At 44.9% G+C, this 17,188-nt stretch carries 11 protein-coding genes; 4 read left to right on the top strand and 7 right to left on the bottom strand.

The genetic code is table 11. The annotated features are described in order from the left end of the window. Positions 1-61 precede the first annotated feature (61 nt). Complete coding sequence (gene dpp5, locus F453_RS0102080) at positions 62-2,218, top strand: dipeptidyl-peptidase Dpp5 (protein ID WP_026292414.1); 2,157 nt, start codon at positions 62-64, stop codon at positions 2,216-2,218. Positions 2,219-2,385: 167 nt separating this feature from the next. Continuing rightward, complete coding sequence (locus tag F453_RS0102075) at positions 2,386-4,050, top strand: MFS transporter (RefSeq protein WP_018966507.1); 1,665 nt, start codon at positions 2,386-2,388, stop codon at positions 4,048-4,050. Positions 4,051-5,324: 1,274 nt separating this feature from the next. On the opposite strand, the gene F453_RS0102070 is transcribed toward F453_RS0102075, so the two are convergent. The 4 genes from F453_RS0102070 to F453_RS0102055 all read right to left on the bottom strand — a co-directional run bounded on the left by F453_RS0102070 (position 5,325) and on the right by F453_RS0102055 (position 11,169). Beyond that, positions 5,325-7,130 (bottom strand): chloride channel protein, encoded by a 1,806-nt coding sequence (locus F453_RS0102070; RefSeq protein ID WP_018966506.1) that lies wholly within the window; start codon positions 7,128-7,130, stop codon positions 5,325-5,327. 38 nt (positions 7,131-7,168) lie between these two features. Next, entirely contained in the window at positions 7,169-7,738 is a 570-nt protein-coding gene (locus F453_RS0102065; RefSeq protein WP_009235614.1) for an L-threonylcarbamoyladenylate synthase, read from the bottom strand. Positions 7,739-7,840: 102 nt separating this feature from the next. Beyond that, the gene (fmt, locus tag F453_RS0102060) at positions 7,841-8,824 is read right to left on the bottom strand and encodes a methionyl-tRNA formyltransferase (protein WP_025789801.1); all 984 of its coding nucleotides are present in this window, start codon (positions 8,822-8,824) and stop codon (positions 7,841-7,843) included. A 134-nt stretch (positions 8,825-8,958) separates the two neighbouring features. Then, positions 8,959-11,169 carry a RelA/SpoT family protein gene (locus tag F453_RS0102055; protein WP_018966504.1) on the bottom strand — a complete coding sequence of 737 codons (2,211 nt, stop codon included), beginning with the start codon at positions 11,167-11,169 and terminating at the stop codon, positions 8,959-8,961. Positions 11,170-11,469: 300 nt separating this feature from the next. Between F453_RS0102055 and F453_RS0102050 the strand changes: the two genes are divergently transcribed. After that, positions 11,470-12,987, top strand: coding sequence for a DUF4301 family protein (locus F453_RS0102050; RefSeq protein WP_018966503.1), 1,518 nt, complete (start codon positions 11,470-11,472; stop codon positions 12,985-12,987). 99 nt (positions 12,988-13,086) lie between these two features. Here the strand turns inward: F453_RS0102050 and F453_RS0102045 are convergent, their stop codons facing one another. From F453_RS0102045 to F453_RS0102035, 3 genes are read right to left on the bottom strand one after another with little or no spacing between them, the layout of a single operon-like run. Further along, positions 13,087-13,542: a DUF4293 domain-containing protein gene (locus tag F453_RS0102045; protein WP_018966502.1), complete on the bottom strand. Its 456-nt coding sequence runs from the start codon at positions 13,540-13,542 to the stop codon at positions 13,087-13,089. Further along, the gene (locus tag F453_RS0102040) at positions 13,542-13,877 is read right to left on the bottom strand and encodes a DNA-directed RNA polymerase subunit omega (RefSeq protein ID WP_009235609.1); all 336 of its coding nucleotides are present in this window, start codon (positions 13,875-13,877) and stop codon (positions 13,542-13,544) included. Before F453_RS0102040 ends, F453_RS0102045 begins: the two co-directional genes overlap by 1 nt. 34 nt (positions 13,878-13,911) lie before the next feature. Then, the gene (locus tag F453_RS0102035) at positions 13,912-14,736 is read right to left on the bottom strand and encodes an outer membrane protein assembly factor BamD (RefSeq protein ID WP_018966501.1); all 825 of its coding nucleotides are present in this window, start codon (positions 14,734-14,736) and stop codon (positions 13,912-13,914) included. Between the two features lie 112 nt (positions 14,737-14,848). Here F453_RS0102035 and uvrB point away from each other — a divergent pair, with 112 nt between their 5' ends. After that, on the top strand, positions 14,849-16,882 hold the full coding sequence (uvrB, locus tag F453_RS0102030) for an excinuclease ABC subunit UvrB (protein WP_018966499.1): 2,034 nt from the start codon (positions 14,849-14,851) through the stop codon (positions 16,880-16,882). Positions 16,883-17,188: the final 306 nt, after the last annotated feature.

The raw sequence follows: 17,188 nt of genomic DNA, 5'->3' as shown, positions 1-17,188 counted from the left end.
CTCAATGGGTGCACAACTGTAATCCGTCTTTCAAAATAAGGAATTAAAAGCACTTAAACCTATGAAGAAATCTCTCGCTCTGGCAGCGATAGCCTTGCTAACTGTCGCGCCCCAATCAAAAGCCCAAACCATGATCGGTAAGAATGAAATTAAGCTGAAAAGCGACCTTATGACACCCGAAGCCCTTTGGGCTATGGGACGTATTGGTGGTGCACAAGCCTCACCCGACGGTAAACTGGTAGTTTATCGTGTGGCTTATTACAGCGTGCAAGAAAATAAAGGACATCACATGCTCTTTGTTTCTAATGCCGACGGAACGAACAAAAGGCAACTCACCACAACAGCCGACAACGAAACCGATGCTGTTTGGATTGAGAACGGACGCCGCATTGCGTTCCTAACAAAAGGACAAGTATGGAGTATGAAGCCTGATGGCTCCGACCGAAAACAGCTTACACACAGTGCTACCGACATCGAAGGGTTTAAGTTTTCACCCGATGGCAAGAAGGTTATTCTCGTTAAGTCGCTCAAATATACTGGCGTCATCCAAGCCAATCCCACAGATCTACCCAAGGCAACAGGTAGAAAGGTTACCGACTTGATGTATCGCCATTGGGATCATTATGTTGAAAGCATACTGCATCCCTTTGTGGCCGACGTTCAAGCTGATGGCATAACCGATGGTAAGGACTTGCTGGAAGGTGAACCATACGAATGCCCCATGGAACCATTTGGTGGCGTTGAGCAATTGGCGTGGAGTCCCGATTCGAAGACAATTGCTTATACATGCAGGAAGAAAACTGGGCGCGAGTATTCTATTTCAACCGACTCAGACATCTATTTGTACGAACTTGCATCAGGAAAAACAACCAACTTATGCAAGCCTGCCGACTATAAGGCACCCGCTGTAGATGCTACTAAGACACTGAAAAACCAAGCTGTGAACCATCAAGACAAAGATTATAACGTGGGTTACGACGTTAATCCCCAATTCTCTCCTGATGGCAAGTATGTGGCTTGGCAGAGTATGAAGAGAGATGGATGTGAAAGCGATCGCAACCGACTTTGCATTTATACCCTTGCAACGGGCGATAAACGATATGTTACCGAAGCTTTCGATTCAAATGTAGACGACTATTGCTGGGCTGCCAACTCGCAAACACTCTATTTTATCGGTGTTTGGCACGGCTGTGTGAACATATATCAAACCAATTTGGCTGGTAAAGTGATGCAACTTACAGAGGGATGGCACGACTATGCCTCGGTACAACTGCTGGGTAATACGGGTAAACTGCTCGCTATGCGCCACAGCTACTCACATCCTGACGAGCTTTTTGTTGTGACACCTTCTAAGAAAGAGAAGAAGGCCGATGTGAAACAGATTACCGATGAGAACAAGCACATCTTCGATCAGCTTGAAATGGGTAAGGTGCAACAGCGCTGGGTTAACACCGTTGACGGCAAGAAAGAATTGGTGTGGATTATTCTTCCACCGCATTTCGATCCCAACAAGAAATATCCCGCATTGCTTTTCTGTGAAGGAGGCCCTCAAAGTCCTGTTAGCCAGTTCTGGAGTTATCGTTGGAACTTCCAAATCATGGCCGCCAATGGTTATGTAGTCATCGCTCCTAACCGTCGTGGCTTGCCTGGATTTGGTTCTGAATGGAACGATGAAATATCAGGCGATTGGACTGGACTCTGCATGAAAGACTACATGTCAGCCGTAGATGATGCCGTTGCCAACCTACCTTTCATAGACAAAGACCGTCTAGGCTGTGTGGGTGCAAGCTTTGGTGGATTCAGCGTTTACTACTTGGCTGGTCATCACGACAAGCGTTTCAAGGCCTTTATCTCACACGATGGAGCCTTCAACCTTGAAGCCATGTACACCGAAACAGAAGAAAACTGGTTCTCTAACTGGGAATACGAAGACGCGTATTGGAACAAAGACCTCTCGGCAAATGCCAAGCGCACATACGAAAACTCTCCTCATCGCTTCATTGATAAATGGGATACGCCCATACTTTGCATCCATGGCGAGAAAGATTATCGTATCAATGCTACCCAAGGCATGAGTGCGTTTAATGCAGCACGTATGAAAGGAATTCCTGCCGAGTTGCTTATCTTCCCCGACGAGAATCACTGGGTGCTCAAACCACAGAACGGTGTGCTATGGCAACGTACGTTCTTTGAGTGGCTAGACCGATGGTTGAAGTAATAAAAAAGTGTTGATAAGTTGGCATTAACTTGTTAATTAGCCAACTTATCAACGCTTTAAACAGTCGACTTGTGCACATTAAAACTTGTCAGTTTATTAACTTGCATGGTTTTCGACGTGTCAACTAAGTGAGATAAACCAATACTAACGAATAATTATTAATATCTATGACAACAATCAACAACGCAACAAGCACTTTACGCGATTCAGCGGCAGCACGCTGGACAGCCTTGTTGCTATTGGCAATGGCCATGTTTTTCGCGTACATCTTTATGGATATTCTATCGCCAATTAAGGACTTGATGGAATCCACACGTGGATGGGACTCCACCGCTTTCGGTACATACGCGGGCTCGGAAACGTTCCTCAACGTCTTTATTTTCTTCCTCATCATTGCGGGAATTATCCTCGACAAGATGGGTGTGCGTTTCACGGCCATCCTTTCTGGGCTTGTTATGCTCGCTGGAGCCTGCATCAACTGGTACGCCGTTACCGAATCGTTCATGGGTTCTTCGCTCGAGCGCTGGTTCTCTGATAACCTCAACTATATTCCTTTGTTCGATGAGCTTGGTGTTTCGCCTTTCTATGCGGGCATGCCAGCATCTGCAAAATTGGCCTCTATCGGCTTCATGATATTTGGTTGTGGTGCCGAGATGGCGGGTATAACCGTTTCGCGTGGTATCGTAAAATGGTTTAAGGGTAAGGAAGTGGCCTTGGCCATGGGTTCTGAAATGGCTTTGGCAAGACTTGGTGTTGCCACCTGCATGATATTCTCACCTGTTTTTGCCCGCATGTTCGGTCGTGTAGACGTTTCTCGTTCTGCTGCTTTCGGTCTAATCTTATTGATGATAGCCTTGATTATGTTTGTGGTTTACTTCTTTATGGATAAGAAACTAGACGCACAAACAGGCGAAGCAGAAGAGAAAGACGACCCCTTCCGCATCTCAGACATTGGTCAGATACTCCGCAGTCAGGGCTTTTGGATTGTTGCACTACTCTGTGTGCTATACTATTCAGCTATTTTCCCCTTCCAAAAGTATGCGGTGAACATGCTGCAATGTAACCTAACCTTTACGCAACTGGCCGAAGGCGACTTCTGGGCATCGAACACGGTTACCATTATCCAGTATTTTGTGATGATAACCATTGCTGCAACGGCCTTCACCAGCAACTTCAGCAAGAAAGCTTCCTTAAAATATGGCTTGCTTCTCATCTCATTGCTGTTCCTTGTTAGCTACTGTTTCATAGCCTACAAACGTCAATCGGCCGAAGCTATCTTTGCCGTATTCCCACTTTTGGCCGTAGGTATTACTCCCATCTTGGGTAAGTACGTTGATCATAAGGGTAAAGCAGCCTCCATGTTGGTATTGGGTAGTGTACTTCTTATCATATGCCACCTTACGTTTGCTTTCGTTCTCCCCTTGTTTAAGGGTAACGAGATCGGCGGTGTAGCCCTTGCTTTTGTCACCATCCTTATTCTTGGTGCCAGCTTCTCGTTGGTTCCCGCATCATTGTGGCCATCGGTTCCCAAGTTGGTAGACAGCAAAATCATTGGTTCGGCTTACGCGCTAATCTTCTGGATACAGAACATCGGCTTGTGGCTCTTCCCCTTGTTGATTGGTAAGATATTGAAGGCTTCCAACCCCGATATCGTTCAGAGCCTCGAGGCTGGTACGCTTTCACCCTCAGAAGCTGCAACATCTTACAACTATACTAACCCCTTGCTGATGTTGGCCATGTTGGGTTTGGTGGCTTTGTTCCTTGGTCTTTACTTGCGTGTTGTAGACCGTAAGAAGGGCTATGGTTTGGAAGAACCAAACATAAAGAAGTAAGCTAACATAACTGCAACATGCTTGCTGGCATGTGAAGCATTGTTTACTCATACGTATAATGGATGGCTTAACTCCTCACATGGAGTTGAGCCATCTATTATTTGTAGTGTATATGTAATACACAGAATCTTTCAGTAACTTAGTTAGTGGTAATTATCACGATACATGCTTGTAAGTTTCGTTTTCAGATTATAAAGTTAGAAAGTAGTAGTGAGATCACCAATATTTTAGATAATATCCCGAATACGAAATCATATAATAAGAGGTTTCACCCTTATAACTAGACATATAAAATGTAAGTGCCTTTGGTTGTAGGCTAGCATGTGTGGCCCAGAAGAGATTTCTAGTGAGTACTTTTCTCTTGTATTGTAAATATTTTACACCAATTTTTAACATTGTGAGTGCCAGTCGAATTCACAAATGCGCCATTGGCTTGCATTTAGTCGATTGTTGTGAAAGTTTATAATAGGTTGATATAATATGACTTATGCTATTATATCCAACTAAGCGATAGACTTTTAAGGGTGTTTAGGCATGTTTTAATACTAGAATTGAGCATTCTAGGTATTCATTTTAAATTGGCGGTTGATCACCTCGTGTTTTCTGTTTTTTATGGTTTTACTTGACGATTTCCCACTTCTTTTGTTGCGTTTTAAGGTATGATGACGTGTTACCGCTAAGGTGGAATCTTGTTCCGGATGATATGGAACAATGTTCCAGTTGACATGGAACAATGTTCCAGCTTATATGGAATAGGTGTCCATCTTACAAAAAACACGGCAACTAAACTAATAATGTGCTGCAAACAATGATGTTATGCAGTTGGTTGATTTGTAAATTTGGAGGCGTGAAAATAACGTTGCATTCCCGTTTGGTAAAATCGGGAGTTGGTAAAACTGGGTCGATGGGGTGTGAAGTGGGGTGCGGCGAGATAAGAAAAGAAAGTTGTGATGATGTGTTTTTACCGCTTAATGCTGAAAAATCTTCTAGAATAGTGTGGAAATACAATGTTAATATGTAAAGATTAATTACTGTATTTAACGTTGCCGGGAAATTAAGGGATGAATGGAATTTATTTAATGTCAATTTGACGAATTAAAAGTGCTTGTGATTTCGGTAAATAGCAAAATTTGTTATGCCTTTATAGTGATGTGAAACACAAGATTTATAAACAACAATCGCGATGGTAGCCGACGACAGAGGCTCCAGGGAGATAAGTTGTTTAAAGGCATGCTTTTGTTATGTTGAAGTACACAAGGAGCGATTTTTTACTGCTATTCGGTAGAGAAGTCGGCCACCATCTTGCGGTACATGGCATACATGCGTGTGCGCGAGATAAAGCCCTGCAGCTCGTTGTTGGCGTCAACAACAGGCAGATAGGTAGCGTCTGTCTTGTCGAATTTGTTCATCACCTCTTCCATTGGGTCGTTTCGGCCAAGCACGGTAGGAGTAGGAATCATTATTTGCGCCACACTAAACTTCTGATATAGTTCTGTGCGGAACATGATATGCCGTATTTTGGTTACGTCTATTTCACCAATAAGCCGTCCTGCATGGTCTAACACTGGGATAAAGCTGGTGTGGCTGCGGCTGATTGCATACACTAGCTTGCCCAAAGGCATTTCGGGATTAACGGCGATATAGTTTTTATCGATGATGCTTTCCATACTCATAAGGGTGAGGATGGATTTATCTGTGTGGTGGGTGATAAGTTTTCCTTCGCGTGCAAGGCGCATGCTGTAGATGCTATGTGGCTCGAAGATGTTGATGGTGAGGTAAGAACTGATGCAAACAATCATCAATGGCAGCAACAGCTGGTAGCCACCAGTTATCTCGGCTATGAGAAAGATTCCTGTAAGCGGTGCATGCATCACGGCAGTCATTACGCCAGCCATACCAAGAAGTGTGAAATTCTTCTCAGGAATGTAAATGCCGATGTTATACATGTTCCACAAACGAGCGAAGAAAAAGCCTCCAAATCCACCGATAAATAGCGAAGGAGCAAACGTTCCGCCACATCCGCCACTGCCATTGGTAGCCGACGTTGCAAAAACTTTGGTAAAAAGCACTAGCCCCACATACACAACCAGTAGGTTGTCGTGACCATAGAACAGCGAATTGTTAAGTATTTGTCCCCAATCGGCTTCTGTATTGCCGTTGAGTAGGGTGTTAACCGAACTCAATCCCTCGCCATATAGTGATGGGAAAAGGAAAATGAGTGAACTAAGAATAATACCGCCCACAATCAATCGTTGGTACGGGCGTTTCTTCATCTTGCCAAACATGTTTTCGCAAGCTGTCATCGTACGCATGAAGTAAAGGCTAATCATACCGCAGAAGATGCCAAACAGCACGCTTGCTGGCACACGTTCTATCATCCATTCACCATCAAGGTGAAACGTGAACATAGATTCGGTACCCACAAAGATGTAGGTAAAGCATGTGGCTGTTACGCAAGCGATGAGTATAGGCAGAAGAGAGGCCATGGTGAGGTCTACCATCAACACCTCTAAGGTGAACACCAAACCTGCAATGGGAGCCTTATAAATGCCTGCAATGGCAGCCGATGCACCGCAACCAACAAGCAAAATCATGGTGCGATTATCAAGCTTGAACAGCTGTCCGAGGTTAGAACCAATGGCCGAACCCGTTAGTACTATGGGCGCTTCTGCTCCTACCGAGCCACCGAAGCCAATGGTGATGGCCGATGCAATAACCGATGACCAACAATTATGCCCTTTCAAACGGGCTCGTTTGGTGGAGATGGCGTATAGCACACGGGTAATTCCGTGCGAGATATTATCTTTAACGACATGCCTGATGAAGAGAGATGTAAGATAGATGCCCACAACAGGAAAGACAAGATACAGCCAGTTGATAGAAGAAATGGTGAACCCTTCGGTGAGAAGCATTTGTATTTGCTTGATAATCCAGTGTAGGGAATAGGCTGCAATAGCTGCGAAAAACCCTACGAAGAACGAAAGGATGAGTGTGAACTGCCTTGTAGAAAGGTGTTCGTCGCGCCATTTAATAAACCTGCCAGTCAGCGTTTTATCTTCAATCTCTATTGTCGTATCCATTTCTTAGGCTTGTCTGTGTCGTTCTAAGCGTGTCGGGGTTACTTGCGTATCACGGTTACTTCACCATCTTTGTTCAGCTTGATGATGCTGCTAGGCGTATGTGGCTTGTGTTCTTGTCGTCTTGACCAACACACGTAGTCAACGGCGTTGAGCAATTCTTCACTAATATCTTTGTAATTTGCAGCTGCAGGCTCTCCGCTAATGTTGGCACTGGTACTAACCAAAGCCTTCTGGAAGCGGTAACACAGTTCTTTTGAGAAAGGTTCGGTCGTTACCCGCAGAGCTACCGACCCGTCTTCGGCTATGAGATTGGGTGCTAGGTTAACGGCATCGTCTAATATTAGCGTTGTGGGTTTGGTTGCAAGCTCCACCAAATCCCATGCTACATTGGGCACGTTTCTAACATATCGTTGCATGCGCATGGCCGAATCTACAAGGCATATCATTGCCTTGGAGTCATCGCGCTGTTTTATTTGGTACACCTTGGCCACCGCTTCGGCATTGGTTGCGTCGCATCCGATACCCCAAATAGTATCTGTGGGGTAGAGTATAACGCCGCCTTTTCTCAACACTTCAACGGCTTTCTTGATGTCTTCTTCTCTTGTCATGATGATGTTTTTCTACTGTTCAACTTGCAAATATATAACAAAAATATGTTAAGCCCAAGTAAAAGGCCTTTTATTTAGTTGTCGCAACGCGGTGCGCCATGTTCATTTGCTGATGGCGTGATAAAGGTTTGCATCGCGAGTGCCATTGAGAAAGTCGCGACTAGCCATGCGCTTTTTCCCCGCTAGCTGTATTTCCTGTAACTCAAGTAGGTTGTCGGCTGTGTTTACAAACAGGCGATTGCCCTCTACAACGAATGTTCCCGGTTGTGCGTTTGTAGGCATTTGAGTTTTTGTTGTACTGAAAATCTTTAGCACTTGGGGCTTATTGTCTGCATCAGTTCCCTCTTTTTGTATCTCAGTCCATGCGCCAGGGTAGGGGCTTAGCCCGCGAATAAAGTCGTAGATACGCTTTGCAGGTTGGTTCCAATCAATTTGGCAAGTTTCCTTAAATATTTTCGGGGCATGTTTCAAGGGCTGGTTTTGGGGTTGTTCTGTGGTCTCCACCTTACCGTCGTTCTGCAAAATATGGTCCACAGTCTCGATACACAGCTCTGCACCAAGGTTCATTAGGTGGTCGTACACCCATTCTACGTTGGCATCATCGGGTATAGCAAGACGTTTATGATCGATGATACGACCCGTGTCAATGTCTTCGTCGAGAAAAAAAGTGGTAACACCCGTTTCTGTTTCGCCGTTAATGACGGTCCAGTTGATGGGGGCAGCTCCGCGATATTGGGGTAGTAGGGCTGCGTGTACATTGAAAGTGCCGAAGGGTGGCAGGTTCCAAACCTGCTTGGGAAGCATACGAAAGGCCACAACCACTTGCAAATGAGCATTGAAAGCGTGGAGTTGGGATAGAAAACTCTCGTCTTTCATGCGCTCGGGTTGTAATACGGGTATCGATTTGGATAATGCATATTGCTTAACAGGTGGTGCTTGAAGCGTAGAACCATGTCTGCCCACGGGTTTATCGGGTTGTGTAACCACGGCCACCACGTTGTAACCGCCTTCTACAAGCAGTTTAAGCGATGGTACGGCAAACTCGGGCGTGCCCATGAAAATTATTCTTAGATCTTGTTTGTTCATTCTATTGTTTTGTACTTTGTTCATTGAAAAGGGGGCGAGCAGACATTCTGGCGGGCTTTGTTAGCACAATGTTGATGACCTGTGAAGTGTGTGCTTGTTGTTCGCTCCCATTGTGTTGATACTGAAGTTTATCCTTATAGGCGCGACACCTGCTTAACGCCTTTAACGGTTCTCAGCTTTTTCATCAGTGCCTCCAACTTGCTAACGTCCTCAAGTTGCACAACAATGGTACCGTCGAATAGGCTGTCGTGCGAGTCGATATTAATGGAACGCATCACGATTTTCTCTTCTTTTGAGATGATACTTGTGATGTTGTTGACGATACCTAGGTCGTCGTTACCTACCACCTTGATGGTTATGCTATATTGTCCTGCGCTCTTTCCGCTCCAACGGGCTTTTACAATGCGGTAGCCGAAGCGCTTGCGTAGCTCTGGGGCGTTAGGACAGCTGGTGCGATGTATCTTTATTCCGCCACTCACCGTAACGAAACCAAACACAGGGTCGCCATATATTGGCTGACAGCATTTGGCCAGCGAATAGTCCACCCCTTTTAAATTGCGGTCGATAACCAGTACGTCGTCGTTGTTTCGGGCAATCTCTTCGTCGGGGTTATCATAGCTAAATTCGGTTGCACTCCTAGTAATTTGAGGCGCGTTAAGGTTTTGGTCATAGTCGCGCACCTCTACATACTTTTCGATAACTTCGTTAACGTCAAGCTTTTCGTCGGCTATTTGCTTGTAGAAGTCGGTTGCAACCTTAAAGCCCATGCGCTTGATGAGGTGCATCATGGTGCTTTCTTCGAATTCTATTTTCCTGTTTTTTAGCCTTCTTTCCAGCAGTTCCTTGGCGTAGACGGTATCTTTGGCGATGGTGTCTTTAAGTGCCAGCTTTATTTTGGCTTTCGCCCGTGGAGTCTTAACAATGTTTACCCACTCTTGTTTGGGCGTTTGGTTGCTCTGGGTAACCACTTCCACCTCGTCACCCGACTTCAATTCGGCTCTGAATGATACGTTTTTGCCGTTGATTTTACCACCCACACACTTGTTTCCTATGCCCGAATGGATGCGATAGGCAAAGTCAAGGATGTTGGCACCTTTGGGAAACTTGAGCAATTCGCCTTTAGGCGTAAACACGAACACCTCATCCTCGTACAGTCCCATCTTGAATTGGTCCATCAACTGTAAGTCGTCGTTGTTCTCTAGCGCAGCCCTGATGTTCGAAAGCCATTCGTCTATGCCGCTTTCTCCCTTTATTCCTTTGTAACGCCAATGTGCAGCAAGTCCTTTTTCTGCTATTTCGTCCATCCGTTCGGTGCGAATTTGCACCTCAACCCATTTGTTTTCGGGGCCTAGTACCGTGATATGCAAACTTTCGTAGCCGTTACTTTTGGGCACACTAAGCCAATCGCGCAGACGTTTGGGGTTTGGCATGTACATGTCTGTTACGATAGAGTAGGCCTGCCAGCATTGCATCTTCTCCTTATCTATGGGCGAATCGATGATGATACGTATGGCAAAGAGGTCGTAAATGCCTTCGAAGTTGCACTTTTGCTTCTTCATCTTTTGCCAAATAGAGTGTATACTCTTCGTTCTGCCTTTCATGTGGAAGTGCAATCCTGCCTCTTCCAGTCGTTGTTGTATGGGCGTTATGAAGCGTTCGATGTAGCTGTCGCGCGACTTTTTGGTGGCGTTCAGCTTATCTTTAATCATGTAATAAGCATCGTGCTCCAAGTATTTCAGGCTCAAATCTTCCAGTTCGCTCTTTAACTTGTACAGTCCCAGCTTGTGTGCAAGGGGTGCATACAAGTAGCTAGCTTCTTGTGCCACTTCCAATCGTGCCTCTTCGTTGTCTGTATCGCGAACTTGTCGCATTAGGTTAACGCGGTCGGCAATCATGATGAGTATCACACGCATGTCTTCGGCAAACGAGATAAGCAAGTTTCTAAAATTTTCGCTCTCTACCACGGGTGTTCTTTTGTAGAGCTCTTGCACCTTAACCAGTCCATGTATAATCTGTGCAACGCCTCGGCCAAAGTCTTTTTCTACCTTCGTTATGTCACTAAGCTCGGCTACAATACCCGTGTATAGTACGATAGCGATTATTGCATCGCGCTTCAAACCTATTTCGTCGAAGGCTATTTCGGCTGTTTCCAAAGCATGTACGATAGGATTGAGACCGAAAATGTTGCGTTGCAGCATTCCCGAAACTATGTATTCGTCAATGTGTTGGCGCAATTTCTCTGCATCGTCAGTTTGAAAGCCGTTGGCGTCATTTGTCAACAGCTTAGACAAGAGGCCTTCTGTCGTGTCTTTTTCTTCTGTAGTGAAAACGAGTTTTTCTTCCATGCGCTATCTTTTAACTTAGTTAGCCTTATAGGCATTCATTGTAGAAAGGGGAGTTTCGTTGGTTGTTGGCGGTATGCTTGACAGCATTTCCAAAACCTCCATATAAGTTGTGTTACCCCAATGTGTTGCAATGGGTATCTGCTTATTGTCCCATCCGTGCCTATTATATAATATGAGGTGTGCTAATATGGCATACCCTCATTGCAAAGTTACAAAAAATAGCCCAATAATTTCTTGTTTAGCAGAAAAGTTGCTACATTTGTTTAGCGCTTTGCACAATGATTATAAAACCTAGATATTATGTTAACAAAACAAGATTTGCAGCAGATTGAGAGCCTTGGCATAAGCGAGGCGATGGTGGAACATCAGATGGAGCAGCACCGAAAAGGTTTTCCCTACCTGAAATTGCAAGCTGCCGCATCAATAGATAATGGTGGAATAATGGCACCAACTGTTAAAGAGCGCGATGCTTTTTTAGCAAAATGGGAACGTTATCAGGCCGAAGGGCGCAAGGTTGTGAAGTTCGTGCCAGCCTCGGGAGCGGCAAGTAGGATGTTCAAAGATCTCTTTGCCTTTCTCGATGCACCTTACGACGAACCTACGAGCGCATTTGAAAAAGAATTCTTCGATAACACCCGACTGTTTGCTTTTAGGAAACTGCTTTGCAAAAGTTGTAAGGCCGACACACAAAGCAGCGTTTGCGACTTGAAAGAGGCGGGTCGTTACAAGGAGATTGTTAAGCATCTGTTGGGCGAAGAAGGGCTGAACTATGGTAATTTGCCCAAAGGATTGCTACTTTTCCACAATTACGAGGACGAACCGCGTACACCTTTGGAAGAACATTTGGTAGAGGCAGCGCTCTATGCGGCATCGAATGGCGAGGCAAACGTTCATTTCACCGTGTCGCACGATCATCTGCAACTATTCAAAGACAAAGTGGCGGAGAAGGTGGAGAAGTATGAGAAGGCCTACAACACACGTCTTCATGTTTCGTTCTCAGAACAAAAACCATCTACCGATACGCTTGCCGTGAACCCAGATAATACGCCTTTTAGAAACGAAGACGGCTCTTTGCTTTTCCGTCCAGGTGGTCATGGGGCTTTAATTCAGAACTTGAACGATGTGGAGGGTGATGTCGTGTTCATCAAGAACATAGACAACGTGGTGCCCGACAATCTTAAAGGCGATACTGTAACCTACAAAAAACTATTGGGAGGTATTCTAGTTCATTTGCAAAAACGAACTTTCGCCTATCTTTCGATGCTTGACGAGGGTGGTTATTCTCGTAAACAACTTGATGAAATGGTGTATTTCCTAGAAAAGGAGCTATGCTGCAAGCGCGAGGGAGTAAGTGAACTTGACGACAATGCTTTGGTTGAATACTTGCGGAAAAAACTAAACAGACCCATACGTGTATGTGGTATGGTGAAAAATGTTGGTGAACCAGGTGGCGGTCCGTTCCTTACTTATAATGATGACGGAACTGTTAGCCTGCAAATTCTTGAAAGCAGCCAGATAGACAGCAACAATGCCGAATATGTAAAAGCTTTTAAAGAAGGTACACACTTCAATCCTGTGGACCTCGTTTGTGGCATCCGAGACTATCGTGGCAATGCCTTCCATCTGCCCGACTTCGTTGACCATAATACTGGATTTATCAGTTCGAAGAGCAAAAACGGCAAACAATTGAAAGCTTTGGAACTTCCTGGCTTGTGGAATGGTGCCATGAGCGACTGGAACACCGTGTTTGTAGAGGTTCCTTTGTCTACATTCAATCCCGTAAAGACGGTAAACGACTTGCTTAGGCCCGAACACTAATAAAGGCATTTTATATAAACAAGGAAGGGGAAGCACCGCGATGGTGACTTCCCCTTCCTTGTATTGAAAAGTGATAATTAGTTTCTTACACAGCGGTTCTTATCTAATTCTATCAGCTGCCCTAATCAATTTCTCATCGGCCATAACGCCCTTTCGTGCCATCCAATAAAATATCATGGCCACAAATGGGAAACAAATGGCGATGTTGGCATGGAATGTGTAGTCGCGAAACCCAATGTGCAGCGCATAGAATGCAGCAAGTGCGTACCAAACTACTAGTAACAAGATGTTGACAACGCACAGTTTCGCTTGTCGCGATCTGTTACGAAATCCCATTATTGCCCAAACGCCGATAGATGCTGTAAGAACTTGGATGGCAAAAAGCACGCTTGAAGCCATGCTTACACCCCCTTCTGGCTCGTGAATCCAAAGATTGAACATATCCGCGTTCAGTCCCATGCCCTTTGGTTCAAAATATCCCACAGGCATACAAAGGCAGGCAACGGTGAAGGCGATGGCCAACACCATGAACACGGTTTGCTTACGTTGCCACATTAGTCTATCTGTTGTCCTTCTTTAGAAGGGTCGCGCCAGTAAATGCTATCGTCAATAAACTCTTGGGTAGCCAGCAGTGTGGGCTTGGGAAGCTTTTCGTAGTAACGCGAAATCTCAATTTGTTCGCGGTTTTCGAAAACCTCTTCCAAGGTGTCGTTATACGAAGCGAACTCCTGCAACTTCTTGTTCAAGTCTTGTTTGATTTCAACGCTTATCTGATTAGCCCGCTTGGCAATGATAGCAACGCTCTCGTAAATGTTGTTTGTTTCGTTACACAAGTCCATTATGTCTCTTGTAACGGTATTTATCGGAGCCTTTGACTTTTTGTAATCCATAAAATAAATGTTCCTATACTGTTTTAATTACTAATCAATTTTTTGTTACCTCTTTGCATTTGGCTATGAGTTTCTCTGCCAAAGTGCGCTCTTTAGAGTCGGGATATTCGTTAATGAAGCCGTAACATTCGTCTTCGGCATCTTGAAAACGTTCTAATTTTTTCGTTTCCACACTTTGTTGAGCCAACTCGAACTTGCTTTTCATCAGCAGCACGGCAAAATCTTCGCGCAGTCTGCTATAAGGATAGTCCTTCAAAGCATTTTGCGAAGTGATGATACAAGCCTCATAATTATTGCCACCATAGTTGCAATTACCAAAGTAAGTTCCCAAATCGTAATACAATTGGGCTGTATGTAGTTCCTTTTCTACCAACTTATCTTGCAGGTCGAATAGCCTTTGCTGTGCCTGAGGTTTGAGTTTCGAGTCAGGATACAAGTCTAAGAAGGTCTGGAAGTCAGTTATGGCCTGGATTGTTCTTGATTGGTCCAAACGTGGTTCAGGCGTACTCATGAACAGACTTTGTCCTACGTAGAACTGCGCTATCTCCGCATACCGCCCTTTGGGGTACGATTGGAAGTATTTCTTAAAGTATTGAGCCGCCGTTTCATAGTCTTTACTGTTATATTCGGCCATAGCCAACATGTAAAGACTCTCTTGCGCATTCTCGGTTCCTTTTTGTAGGGTTACAAGTTCTTGCAAAAGGGTTATCGCCCGCACGTATTTGCCCTTAGCGAAACATTCTTTTGCATACTCGTACTTATACTGCACGTTATCGCTTTTGTACACTTGATTGAACTCTTGTGCACAACTTGAAAACAGCAAAACGGCCGTTGATATGATGAGCAATGGCTTCTTCATTCTTTGTTTCTTGTTTTTTGAACTGCAAAAATACACATATTTTGCTTATTTACAAAGTATAAAAAGCTATTTTTAGTTATTTGGGCGAATGTTTTTTTGTAATTTTGCATATATGGAATTTAAACTGACGTCGAAATACAAGCCAACAGGCGACCAGCCCGAGGCAATCAGACAGCTTACAGAAGGATTGGATAGGGGTGACATGTCGCAGGTTTTATTGGGTGTTACAGGGTCTGGTAAGACGTTTACCATGGCCAATGTTATTGCCCAGCACAACGTGCCCACATTGGTTTTGAGCCATAACAAAACCTTGGCAGCCCAGCTTTACGAGGAAATGAAGGGCTTCTTCCCCGATAATGCCGTAGAGTATTACGTGTCGTACTACGACTATTATCAGCCCGAAGCCTATCTACCCACCACCGATACCTATATTGAGAAAGACTTGGCTATCAACGATGAGATAGACAAGTTGCGTCTGCGTGCCGTGTCGGCTTTGCTTTCAGGCCGTAAAGATGTGGTTGTAGTTTCGTCCGTATCCTGTATTTATGGTATGGGAGGTCCTACTGCCATGGAAAGCGGAATCATTTCGCTATCTAAGGGACAACGTATCGACCGCAACGAGTTTCTTCGTAAGCTGGTAGATTCGCTCTACGTACGCAACGATATCGACCTGCAACGAGGAAACTTCCGCGTTAAGGGCGATACTGTTGATGTAGCCATGGCTTATAGCGACAATCTGTTGCGCATCACTTGGTGGGACGATGAGATAGACAGCATTGAAGAGGTAGACAGTCTTACTTATCATCGCATAGAGAGTTTTAACGATTATAAGATATATCCCGCCAACCTTTTCGTCACCACCAAAGATCAAACGGAACGCGCAATACGTTGTATTCAAGACGATTTGGTAAGCCAAATAGATTTCTTTAATGAATTGGGCGATGGTATTAAGGCTCAACGCATTAAAGAAAGGGTAGAATATGATATGGAGATGATGAAAGAACTAGGGCACTGTTCGGGTATCGAGAACTACTCGCGCTATTTCGATGGCAGGCAGCCAGGTCAACGTCCATATTGCTTACTCGACTTCTTCCCAAAGGATTATCTAATGATTATCGACGAAAGCCACGTTAGCGTTCCACAGCTTGGAGGTATGTATGGAGGCGATAGGGCGCGAAAGCAAAACCTTGTAGAATTTGGTTTCCGTCTGCCTGCTGCTTTCGACAACCGCCCGCTTAGGTTCGAAGAGTTCCACAGTCTTATCAATCAAGTGATATATGTGTCGGCAACGCCTGCCGACTACGAACTTGGTGAGGCCGAAGGGGTAGTGGTTGAACAGTTGATAAGGCCAACGGGACTGCTAGATCCTGAGATAATCGTGCGCCCAAGTGAAAATCAGATAGACGATCTTTTGGCCGAAATATTGGAGCGAAGCGACAAAAACGAACGTGTTTTGGTGACTACGCTTACCAAACGAATGGCCGAAGAACTGACAGAATACTTGTTAGACCATGGTGTAAAGACCAATTACATACACAGTGACGTAGCTACACTCGACCGCGTGCGCATTATGAACGCACTTCGTGCAGGTGAATACGATGTGCTTGTGGGCGTAAACCTGTTGCGCGAGGGCCTAGATTTGCCCGAAGTGTCGCTTGTCGCCATTCTCGATGCCGACAAAGAGGGCTTTTTGCGCAGTCATCGCTCGTTAACGCAGACTGCTGGGCGCGCTGCGCGAAACGTGAACGGAAAGGTGATAATGTATGCAGATACCATTACGCAAAGCATGCAGCGCACCATAGATGAGACTGCAAGGCGACGCACGATACAAATGCAATACAACGCCGATCACCATATCACACCTCAACAGATTGTGAAAGACATCAAGGGAGCACTGACAGGGAACGCCCCAACTGTGGAAACGTCGAAGAGTTACCGCTCGCAAGAAGGTGGATATGTGGAACCCGATGCCGTTGCTTTTGCTGCCGATCCCATTGTAGAGCGAATGACGCGCCAGCAATTGGAGAAGAGTATTGCCAATACAACTGCTCTAATGAAACAAGCAGCCAAAGACCTCGACTTTATTCAGGCAGCTCAATATCGCGATGAAATTGCCCGTTTGCAAGAGCAATTAGAGCTGAAATAAGATGAATGTCGTGTTTTTCGTTAGATGAAATTTTTGCAAAGGATATCTTAGAGAATCGTTCCTGTAACACGATAGATTATCTCTTAAACTCTATTTTTACTTTTCTCGCTTTGTTATATGTAAGATGTAACCTTGTTCCATGTCACTTGGAACAGGGTTCCAGTTGATATGGAGCCGGGTTCCAAACGACATGTAACAGCAGTCCAACATAGCGGTAACAAGACGGGAGCTTTGAAAGTTGTGTGCAAAGGCATTTTAGCAGGTTGGCATTTGATTGTCTAGCAGGGGGAATTTGCTAAGAATACA

Origin of the sequence: Hoylesella loescheii DSM 19665 = JCM 12249 = ATCC 15930, from assembly GCF_000378085.1 — a bacterium.
GTDB lineage: Bacteria > Bacteroidota > Bacteroidia > Bacteroidales > Bacteroidaceae > Prevotella > Prevotella loescheii.
Note: the sequence above shows the minus strand (reverse complement) of the source record. Positions and strands in the feature narration are given on the sequence as shown.

Bases quoted from the DNA above. Each gene is read 5' to 3' on its own strand.
- dpp5 (WP_026292414.1), top strand. From the start codon at position 62: ATGAAGAAATCTCTCGCTCTGGCAGCGATAGCCTTGCTAACTGTCGCG.
- F453_RS0102075 (WP_018966507.1), top strand. From the start codon at position 2,386: ATGACAACAATCAACAACGCAACAAGCACTTTACGCGATTCAGCGGCA.
- F453_RS0102070 (WP_018966506.1), bottom strand. From the start codon at position 7,130: ATGGATACGACAATAGAGATTGAAGATAAAACGCTGACTGGCAGGTTT.
- F453_RS0102065 (WP_009235614.1), bottom strand. From the start codon at position 7,738: ATGACAAGAGAAGAAGACATCAAGAAAGCCGTTGAAGTGTTGAGAAAA.
- fmt (WP_025789801.1), bottom strand. From the start codon at position 8,824: ATGAACAAACAAGATCTAAGAATAATTTTCATGGGCACGCCCGAGTTT.
- F453_RS0102055 (WP_018966504.1), bottom strand. From the start codon at position 11,169: ATGGAAGAAAAACTCGTTTTCACTACAGAAGAAAAAGACACGACAGAA.
- F453_RS0102050 (WP_018966503.1), top strand. From the start codon at position 11,470: ATGTTAACAAAACAAGATTTGCAGCAGATTGAGAGCCTTGGCATAAGC.
- F453_RS0102045 (WP_018966502.1), bottom strand. From the start codon at position 13,542: ATGTGGCAACGTAAGCAAACCGTGTTCATGGTGTTGGCCATCGCCTTC.
- F453_RS0102040 (WP_009235609.1), bottom strand. From the start codon at position 13,877: ATGGATTACAAAAAGTCAAAGGCTCCGATAAATACCGTTACAAGAGAC.
- F453_RS0102035 (WP_018966501.1), bottom strand. From the start codon at position 14,736: ATGAAGAAGCCATTGCTCATCATATCAACGGCCGTTTTGCTGTTTTCA.
- uvrB (WP_018966499.1), top strand. From the start codon at position 14,849: ATGGAATTTAAACTGACGTCGAAATACAAGCCAACAGGCGACCAGCCC.